This is a genomic window from Phenylobacterium sp., from assembly GCF_030697305.1.
Taxonomy (GTDB): domain Bacteria; phylum Pseudomonadota; class Alphaproteobacteria; order Caulobacterales; family Caulobacteraceae; genus Phenylobacterium.
This window is the reverse complement of the sequence record NZ_JAUYQL010000133.1, coordinates 1-2,489: the sequence shown is the minus strand read 5'-3', so window position 1 is coordinate 2,489 and position 2,489 is coordinate 1. Positions and strand designations below refer to the sequence as shown.

Genomic DNA, 2,489 nt, shown 5'->3' with positions numbered 1-2,489 from the left:
TCACCCCGGCCGAGTAGGCTAGCCAGGTGAGATAGGCCGCGCGGCCTATCTCACCTGGCTAGCCTACTCGGCCGGGGTGATCGAACCCGCGCTGTTCTCGCTTGCCCGCAACCAGGATCCCGGGCCGCCCGCCGTCGTCGCCTGGGGCGATCCCCAGGACATGGTGCAGCGGCTGTCCCAGACCCTGTCGGACAACCCCTATGTTCTCGGCGATCGTTTCAGCGGCGCGGATATCCTGGTGTCGAGCGCCATCCAGTTCGCCCTGCACATCCTGCCCGGCTACCCGGAGTTCGAAGCCTACATGGCGCGCATTGGCGAAAGGCCGGCGTTCAAGCGTTCGCTGGAGCGGGACGCCGCCTGATGGTCGAGCCGGTCAGTCTCAATCAGGCCCGTAAAGCCCGCGCCAGACAGGACGCCAAGGCCGCAGCCGCCGAAAACCGTGTCCGATTCGGCCGCACCAAATCCGAACGTGCTGTTGCGAAGGCGCAGGCGCGCAAGGCCGACAGCCAGCTCGACGGCGCGAAGCGCGAGCCCTGACGCTGATGTTGCGCAAGCGCTCGGTCGTGCTCGCGGGACACGCCACCTCGATCGCATTGGAGCCGGAATTCTGGGCCGTGCTGGAGGCCCGGGCCCAGGCCGAGGGGCTGAGCCTGGCCGGCCTGATCACCCGCCTCGACGACGCGCGCGGCCCTCAGCCGCTGGCCAGCGCCTGCCGCCTGGCCGCCCTAGCCTACGCCGGCGGTCGCAACGCCTGACTATTTGGGCGCGGGAACCACGTCCGGCAGCTTGGGGGCGTCCGGCAAGGCCGGCGCCTTGGGCATGTTCAGGTTGATGTCGACGCTCTTGGCTTCGGGCGCGCTCACGCCGCCGCCGCTGTACATCACCAGGCCGATCACAACGACCGCAACCAGCAGTCCTCCGACCAGGAACGCCAGCCATGGGGTGGCTCGGGTCTCGGTGTCCGCCACGGGAATATTCCTTCCTTGATTAACCTGTGCAGCAAACGAAGCGCACAGGCGGCGGTTCCCCGGCAGAATGTCGTCGTCGCCCTCAGGTTCCCCATTCGTTTCCTTTGTTCGCCCCAGCGGCCAACGCGCCTATATGTGGTCCGATGCCCCTACCCGACTCGCCAGACCACGCCGCAACGCCTGCGCCCAGGATCAGCGATTTGGCGCGCGCCCGCCCGCCTGGGCCGGACTATCTGGAGGGCCTGAATCCCGAGCAGCGCCAGGCCGTCGAAGCGATCGATGGCCCGGTGCTGGTTCTGGCCGGCGCGGGCACGGGCAAGACGCGCGTGCTCACCACCCGCCTCGCGCACATCCTGGCGACCGGCAAGGCCAAGCCCTGGGAGTTGCTGGCGGTCACCTTCACCAACAAGGCGGCCCGCGAGATGCGCGAGCGGATCACCGCGATCATCGGGCCGACCGCCGAGGGCCTGCGCTGGCTCGGCACCTTCCACTCGATCGCCGCCCAGATCCTGCGCCGCCACGCCGATCTCGTCGGCCTGAAGTCGAACTACACGATCCTCGACGATGACGATCAGGAGCGGCTGATCAAGCAATTGCTCGCCGCCGAGAACATCGACGTCAAACGCTGGACGCCCAAGCACCTATCGGGGCTCATCGACCACTGGAAGAACCGCGGCTGGACCCCCGACCGCCTGCCGCCCGCAGAGGCTTCGCAGTTCGCCAACGGCCGCGGCCAGGCGCTGTACCGGCTCTATCAGGAGCGGTTGCGCATCCTCAACGCCTGCGACTTCGGCGACCTGCTGCTGCACAACCTGACCATCTTCACTTCGCAGCCGGACGTGCTGGCGGAGTTCCACAGCCGCTTCCGCTACATCCTGGTCGACGAGTACCAGGACACCAATGTCGCCCAGTACCTGTGGCTGCGGCTGCTGGCCCAGAGCCGTCAGAACATCTGCTGCGTCGGCGACGACGACCAGTCGATCTACGGCTGGCGCGGCGCCGAGGTGGACAACATCCTGCGCTTCGAGCGCGACTTCCCCGGCTCCACCGTGATCCGCCTGGAGCGCAACTACCGCTCCACCAGCCACATCCTCGCCGCCGCCTCCGGCCTGATCGCGACCAACAAGGACCGGCTGGGCAAGACGCTATGGACCGAGGCCGACGGTGGCGAAAAAGTCATGGTGCGCGGCGTCTGGGACGGCGAGGCCGAGAGCCGCCTGATCGCCGAGGAGATCGAGCGTGCCAAGCGCGGCTCCACCGACCGGCCTGCCCGCCGCTACCGCGACGTCGCCATCCTGGTGCGCGCCTCGTTCCAGATGCGCGCCTTCGAAGAGCGCTTCGTCATGCTGCAGATCCCCTACACGGTGGTCGGCGGCCCGCGGTTCTTCGAGCGGGCCGAGATCCGCGACGCCCACGCCTATTTGCGGCTGATCCAGTCCCCCGACGACGATCTGGCCTTCGAGCGCATCGTCAACGTGCCCAAGCGCGGCATCGGCGAGACCACGGTGCAGAAGCTGCTGC

At 68.0% G+C, this 2,489-nt stretch carries 5 protein-coding genes; 4 read left to right on the top strand and 1 reads right to left on the bottom strand.

Annotated features, from left to right (window positions below):
- The first annotated feature begins 76 nt into the window (after positions 1-76).
- Genes Q8R27_RS13760 through Q8R27_RS13750 form a run of 3 tightly spaced genes read left to right on the top strand, consistent with a single transcriptional unit; the run spans position 77 to position 755 of the window.
- A complete protein-coding gene (locus Q8R27_RS13760; RefSeq protein ID WP_305699556.1) occupies positions 77-361 on the top strand; it encodes a glutathione binding-like protein in 285 nt (94 codons plus the stop codon).
- The gene (locus Q8R27_RS13755; protein ID WP_305699555.1) at positions 361-537 is read left to right on the top strand and encodes a DUF4169 family protein; all 177 of its coding nucleotides are present in this window, start codon (positions 361-363) and stop codon (positions 535-537) included. Before Q8R27_RS13760 ends, Q8R27_RS13755 begins: the two co-directional genes overlap by 1 nt.
- A 5-nt stretch (positions 538-542) precedes the next feature.
- Complete coding sequence (locus Q8R27_RS13750) at positions 543-755, top strand: ribbon-helix-helix domain-containing protein (RefSeq protein WP_305699554.1); 213 nt, start codon at positions 543-545, stop codon at positions 753-755.
- On the opposite strand, the gene Q8R27_RS13745 is transcribed toward Q8R27_RS13750, so the two are convergent.
- Positions 756-968, bottom strand: coding sequence for a hypothetical protein (locus tag Q8R27_RS13745; RefSeq protein ID WP_305699553.1), 213 nt, complete (start codon positions 966-968; stop codon positions 756-758).
- 143 nt (positions 969-1,111) lie between these two features.
- On the opposite strand from Q8R27_RS13745, the gene Q8R27_RS13740 reads away from it, so the two are divergent.
- Positions 1,112-2,489: ATP-dependent helicase (locus tag Q8R27_RS13740; RefSeq protein ID WP_305699552.1), on the top strand; the 1,378-nt coding region annotated here is incomplete at its 3' end.

Excerpts from the sequence above, each read along its gene's own strand:
- Q8R27_RS13750 (WP_305699554.1), top strand. The coding sequence starts at position 543 with ATGTTGCGCAAGCGCTCGGTCGTGCTCGCGGGACACGCCACCTCGATC.
- Q8R27_RS13755 (WP_305699555.1), top strand. The coding sequence starts at position 361 with ATGGTCGAGCCGGTCAGTCTCAATCAGGCCCGTAAAGCCCGCGCCAGA.